A 5324-nucleotide genomic window follows, 5' to 3' on the forward strand; every position below is an offset into this window, starting at 1 on the left:
TCAACGAGCGATTTCCGACCGCTCTGAGCCAACCTTCGCGCGCCTCCGTTACGCTGTAGGAGGCGACCGCCCCAGTCAAACGGCCCGCCACGCAGCGTCCCGGATCCAGATAATGGACCGCGGTTAGATATCAAGAGTGCGAAGGGTGGTATCTCAAGGGAGGCTCCACCGAGACTAGCGTCTCAGTTTCGATGCCTAACAACCTATCCTGCACGTCTCAAAATCCTGATACCAGTGCGAAGCTGTAGTAAAGGTGCACGGGGTCTTTCCGTATAACCGCGGGAAGCCTGCATCTTGACAGGCAATTCAATTTCGCTGAGTCGATGTTGGAGACAGCGGGGAAGTCGTTACGCCATTCGTGCAGGTCGGAACTTACCCGACAAGGAATTTCGCTACCTTAGGACCGTTATAGTTACGGCCGCCGTTGACCTGGGCTTCAATTCAGAGCTCTCACCCCTCCTTTTAACCTTCAGGCACCGGGCAGGCGTCAGACCCTATACTTCGTCTTACGACTTCGCAGAGCCCGGTGTTTTTAATAAACAGTCGCCACCCCCTCGTTTGTGCCCCCAGCTCCCACTTGCGTAGAAACCAGGCCTCCTTCTCGCGAACTTTCCGGAGGTATTTTGCCGAGTTCCTTCAACATCGTTCTCTCAAGCGCCTTGGTATTCTCTACCTGTCCACCTGTGTCGGTTTAGGGTACGATCTTATAGAGGGGCTATTTCCAGGAACCTCGCAGCAGCCCATTCAATCCAATAAGGATGAACTGCCTTCGAGATCCGTCACCACCTCATGGCCCAGGAATATTAACCCGGTTCCCATCGACTACGCCTTTCGGCCTCGCCTTAGGGGTCGGCTTACCCTGCTCAGATTAGCTTTAAGCAGGAACCCTTGGACTTTCGGCGAGAGTGTCTCTCACACTCTTTGTCGCTACTCATGTCATCATTCTCGCTAGTGATCTCTCCACCGGATGGCTCACGCCCCGGCTTCATCGAAAGCTCCGTGTCTCCGACACTCATTATTTGATGTGCTACCGCATCGCTACTTGAGCACGTTTGACCGCGCCATTGATAACGAACCAGATCACATCCAATGAGTAAAAGAGACATTGGAACTATGTCACACTACGCTCTGCTACCATGCACTATGTGCATCCTCAGCTTCGGCTCATGGCTTGAGCCCCGTTACATCTTCGCCGCAGGACGTCTTAATTAGACCAGTGAGCTGTTACGCTATCTTTAAAAGATGGCTGCTTCTAAGCCAACTTCCTGGTTGTTTTGGACATCCCACCTGCTTTCCCACTTAGCCATGAATTAGGGGCCTTAGCTGGAGGTCAGGGTTGTTTCCCTCTCCACTACGGACGTTAGCATCCGCAGTGTGTCTGCCGTCTAGTACTCCCGGGTATTCGGAGTTTGGTTAGGATCAGTAAGACGGTGAGTCCCCATTACCCATCCAGTGCTCTACCCCCCGGGGTATTCGGACGACGCTCTACCTAAATAGATCGCAGAGAACCAGCTATCTCCGAGTTTGATTGGCCTTTCACCCCTAGGCACAGCTCATCCCGATCTTTTTCAACAGATGTGGGTTCGGTCCTCCAGTGCATGTTACTGCACCTTCAACCTGGCCATGCCTAGATCACTCGGTTTCGGGTCTGATCCCACGAACTCATGCGCCCTATTAAGACTCGCTTTCGCTGCGCCTACACCTAACGGTTTAAGCTTGCTCGTGAGACCAAGTCGATGACCCATTATACAAAAGGTACGCTGTCACCCCGCAAGGAGGCTCCAACTGATTGTAGGCGTTCGGTTTCAGGTACTGTTTCACTCCCCTCGTCGGGGTGCTTTTCACCTTTCCCTCACGGTACTGGTTCACTATCGTCAGTAAGGAGTACTTAGCCTTCGAAGGTGGTCCTCCGATCTTCAGACAGAATTTCACGTGTTCCGCCCTACTTAATACGTCCCATCATGCTTCGAATACGGTGCTATCACCCGCTATGGCCATGCTTCCCAACATGTTCTTCTCACACTCAAGGCTCGGCTGGTCCCCGTTCGCTGCCGCTACTAGGGGAGTATCAATTGATTTCCTTTCCTCCGGGTACTTAGATGTTTCAGTTCCCCGGGTTTGCTCTTATAAACCTATGTATTCAGTTCATAAGTACCTGGTTAAGAACATTATAAACTACCGAAGTAATTATAATGAACTTTCAGGTGGGTTGCCCCATTCAGAAATCCATGAATCAAAGCTTATTCTCAGCTCCCCATGGCTTATCGCAGAGTATCACGTCTTTCATCGCCTCTTACTGCCAAGGCATTCACCAAACGCCCTTCTCGCGCTTGATCTGATCCAGAAATAGATAGCCTTTATACTTGCACTACCGCCTATTCGGCTACTTGAGCGCGGATAGATGACAGACAAAAAGAACCATCGGGACATCGGAAGCTGGTAAGAAACCGATGTCACAATCTCCAGACCAAAAAGTTACTTTCCCGCATTCATGATGAACAGGCGTCTTACTACTAACGGCGTGATGTCGATCCCGCCCTCTTCGCAAAACAGTCATCATAAATACAATGGTTCCAAAACCTTGCGGAATTAGAACCGGGTTAGTGTACTTGACTTGGACAACTCTGTCGTTTCAGGCTGGCAAACCCTGGGACGTCCGAGGAAACAGACGTGTTCCAAAGCTCGCTGTAAATAGTCCGAAGACCACATACAGCACCAATCTGAGATCATCCCCACACTCGGGGCGATCAACAGTGTTGTTTGATTGTTTCTCTCTTAACGATGTCAATTCGTCCAATTGGACGGTTAAGAACTGCGCACAGTGCTTAACGATCTAATTGTAACAGGTATCAAACACCCCTCTGGGGTGATGGTGGAGCCTAGGAGGATCGAACTCCTGACCTCCTGAATGCAAATCAGGCGCTCTCCCAGCTGAGCTAAGGCCCCATCTTAATCCCGAAGGATGACTGGTGGGTCGAGGAGGACTTGAACCTCCGACCTCACGCTTATCAGGCGTGCGCTCTAACCACCTGAGCTACCGACCCGGTTTTCGATTTGCAAAGCAAATCAATACCCGTGTGCGACAGGGTATTGCAAAGCAATGCCCGAGAGCAGCACTCAGTGGTTATGTCACCAGGCAGCGCCAGATAACGGCTGCTGCCGCGACTTTTCTGAAGAGATATGAGGACGGCTCGGTCCAAAGGAACATCTTGCGATGCTCCGATGTTGATGCGTTTTGATTACGCATCATTGCTAAGTGTTCCACGAGTATGAACAAGTTCATGCTGACTAGGAACATCCTTAGAAAGGAGGTGATCCAGCCGCAGGTTCCCTACGGCTACCTTGTTACGACTTCACCCCAGTCGCTGAACCCACCGTGGTCCGCTGCCCCCTCCGAAAAGGTTGGCGCACGGCCTTCGGGTAGATCCAACTCCCATGGTGTGACGGGCGGTGTGTACAAGGCCCGGGAACGTATTCACCGCGTCATGTGTTACGCGATTACTAGCGATTCCGACTTCATGGGGTCGAGTTGCAGACCCCAATCCGAACTGAGACATCTTTTGGAGATTAACTCACTGTAGATGCCATTGTAGCACGTGTGTAGCCCAACCCGTAAGGGCCATGAGGACTTGACGTCATCTACACCTTCCTCCCGCTTATCACGGGCAGTTTCCCTAGAGTGCCCAGCCGAACTGCTGGCAACTAAGGATGTAGGTTGCGCTCGTTGCCGGCCTTAACCGAACATCTCACGACACGAGCTGACGACAGCCATGCAGCACCTGTCACTTGGTCTCTTGCGAGAAAACCAGATCTCTCTGGCGGTCCAAGGATGTCAAGGGTTGGTAAGGTTCTGCGCGTTGCTTCGAATTAAACCACATGCTCCACCGCTTGTGCGGGCCCCCGTCAATTCCTTTGAGTTTTAATCTTGCGACCGTACTCCCCAGGCGGAATGCTTAATCCGTTAGGTTGACACCAACAAGCATGCTTGCTGACGTCTGGCATTCATCGTTTACGGTGTGGACTACCAGGGTATCTAATCCTGTTTGCTCCCCACACTTTCGCACCTCAGCGTCAGTATCGAGCCAGTAAGCCGCCTTCGCCACTGGTGTTCCTCCGAATATCTACGAATTTCACCTCTACACTCGGAATTCCACTTACCTCTCTCGAACTCAAGACCAGGAGTTTATAAGGCAGTTCCAGGGTTGAGCCCTGGGATTTCACCCTATACTTTCTGATCCGCCTACGTGCGCTTTACGCCCAGTAATTCCGAACAACGCTAACCCCCTCCGTATTACCGCGGCTGCTGGCACGGAGTTAGCCGGGGTTTCTTTACCAGATACTGTCATTATCATCTCTGGCGAAAGAGCTTTACACCCTAAGGCCTTCATCACTCACGCGGCATGGCTGGATCAGGCTTGCGGCCATTGTCCAAGATTCCCCACTGCTGCCTCCCGTAGGAGTCTGGGCCCTCTCTCAGTCCCAGTGTTGCTGATCATCCTCTAAAACCAGCTATAGATCGTAGACTTGGTAGGCCATTACCCCACCAACTATCTAATCTAACGCGGGCCGATCCTTCTCCGATAAATCTTTCCCCCGAATGGCGTATAAGGTATTCCTCTCAGTTTCCCGAGGCTATTCCTTAGAGAAGGGCACGTTCCCACGCGTTACTAACCCGTCCGCCGCTCACTCCGAAGAGTGCGCTCGACTTGCATGTGTTAAGCCTGCCGCCAGCGTTCGTTCTGAGCCAGGATCAAACTCTCAAGTTGAAAGCATCTTGCGATGCTGTCCTTGACGTCCGAACCCCTGCACATCTTTGATTGCACGACCGCCTCTGGCTACTTGAGCGCGCCGGTCGAAACCAACAACACCCGGGGTGTAGCCAACTGCAGCACCCTCACCCGGCTAGGAACGAGAGTGGCAATCAAAAGTCATCTGTTTGATTGTGCTTCAGGTTATCCAAAGATAACAAGAAACCACTCAAACAGTGAAGCTGACACTCGATCATCGCGCCACCGCATCACCAAAAGGGCAACACCGCAGAACTAAGAGCGTTGATATACAGACGTTGATCCATCGAAATAAACCAACCCCCCCACATATCTCTTCAGTTACTATCAATTTCAAAGAGCAACACTCAGAAGGCCAAAACAAGACCAAGGCCCCAATCTCTCAGCGCGCCCGCCTCAAACAATCTTCCAAATGCCCCAGTCTCTCCTGAGCGTCAAAGCCGTCTCTCCGACCCGACCGGCTGTCTCTCCAGCCCGTCCAGAGCGTCTCCACTCCATCCCGACCGCATATCCTCGCTGCCGGTAGAGGGGGTTCTA

2 tRNA genes and 2 rRNA genes are annotated in these 5324 nt (G+C 52.1%); all 4 read right to left on the bottom strand.

The annotated features are described in order from the left end of the window. A 23S ribosomal RNA gene (locus B4968_RS17795) occupies positions 1-2336 on the bottom strand; the annotation flags it as partial. 534 nt (positions 2337-2870) lie between these two features. After that, positions 2871-2946 (bottom strand) — tRNA-Ala (locus B4968_RS17800). Between the two features lie 21 nt (positions 2947-2967). Beyond that, positions 2968-3044 (bottom strand) — tRNA-Ile (locus tag B4968_RS17805). Between the two features lie 260 nt (positions 3045-3304). Continuing rightward, a 16S ribosomal RNA gene (locus B4968_RS17810) occupies positions 3305-4766 on the bottom strand. Between the last annotated feature and the right edge of the window lie 558 nt (positions 4767-5324).

Origin of the sequence: Pseudophaeobacter leonis, from assembly GCF_002087335.1 — a bacterium.
GTDB classification, from domain to species: Bacteria; Pseudomonadota; Alphaproteobacteria; order Rhodobacterales; family Rhodobacteraceae; genus Pseudophaeobacter; species Pseudophaeobacter leonis.